At 57.8% G+C, this 1,243-nt stretch carries 1 protein-coding gene; it reads left to right on the top strand.

Annotated elements, in window-relative coordinates:
• Positions 1 to 263: 263 nt before the first annotated feature.
• Positions 264 to 1,243 (top strand): IS110 family transposase (locus ACFZCE_RS27130; RefSeq protein ID WP_390943645.1); only part of this gene is annotated, 980 nt, incomplete at its 3' end.

Genomic DNA, 1,243 nt, shown 5'->3' with positions numbered 1-1,243 from the left:
GAGCCAAGGTGATCCGACCTGATTAAAAGCCAAAGGCGGCTGACCCGAAGGGGCAGCCGCCTTTGGCTTTGTTACGATTAGAGCGCGCGGGACAGAGGTCGAAGCTCGCAGTGGTGTGTGTAGCACCCGCGTGGGAGAGTGACCCGCACGGTATCGGCGTGGAGTCCATGTCGGCACCCTCGTGAGAAGGTGACCACGTATGAGAGAGTGAACCCTTTCGCCACCGTGTGCCCCGCGCGCCCTATATCGTGCGAGGAAAAACCATGGCGCGCAAGCGATCCAGCCAAGCCTTTGATCTTGTTCACCCACATTGTGCCGGTATCGATATCGGCAGTCGCGAGCATTGGGTGGCGGTCAATCGTGACCACATTCAACCTATTCGCAGCTTTTCCACCTTTACCGACGACCTCATTCGGCTTGCCGACTGGCTTGCTGAAGTCAAGGTGACCGTGGTCGCCATGGAGGCCACCGGGGTCTATTGGATTCCGCTTTTCGAACTTCTCGATTCCCGCGGTTTTGAGGTTTACCTGGTTAACTCGCGGGCTACCCGGCAAATCTCCGGGCGTAAGTCGGACGTACTTGATTGCCAGTGGATTTGGCAGTTGATGAGCCACGGCTTGTTGCGTGGCGCCTTCCGCCCGGCGGATGCGATCTGCTCAATCCGGGCGTTGGTTCGCCAGCGCGCGATCAGAGTCCGCGATCAGGCTCAAGCGTTGAACCGCATGCAAAAAGCGCTCAGCCAGATGAATATCCAACTGGCCAACGTCATCAGCGATATTTCCGGCGTCACGGGCATGAGGATCTTGCGAGCCATCATTGCTGGAGAACGTAATCCGGAAAAGCTGGCCAACATGATCGACCGCCGTATCAGGGCGACTCAGGAAACCGTTGCACGCAGCCTGCACGGCAATTGGCGGCCCGAACACTTGCATGCCCTTGAACAGGAAGTTCAGTGCTACGACTTTATGGAAAAACAAATCGCCGCCTGCGACCAGGCAATTAGCGCCGCACTGGAGCAACTGCCGAAGCGCGAAGACGCACCTAAACCCTCCCGCAAAGTACTGCGTAGCCCCCACCGTAGTGCTGCTGACCAAGCAGCTCTGCATCAGGCGTTATGGCGTGTAACGGGTGTCGATCTTACGGCGATCCCCACGATCGGTGTCGACACGGCTCTGGTCATCGCCAGCGAAATTGGCCCGGATCTCTCTCGATTTCCAACGTCGCAGCACTTTTGTTCTTGGTT

Source organism: Pseudomonas sp. NPDC007930, assembly GCF_042958985.1.
In the GTDB taxonomy this organism is placed as follows: domain Bacteria; phylum Pseudomonadota; class Gammaproteobacteria; order Pseudomonadales; family Pseudomonadaceae; genus Aquipseudomonas.
The sequence above is the reverse complement of the archived record's forward strand: the minus strand, read 5'-3'. Positions and strand labels throughout refer to the sequence as shown.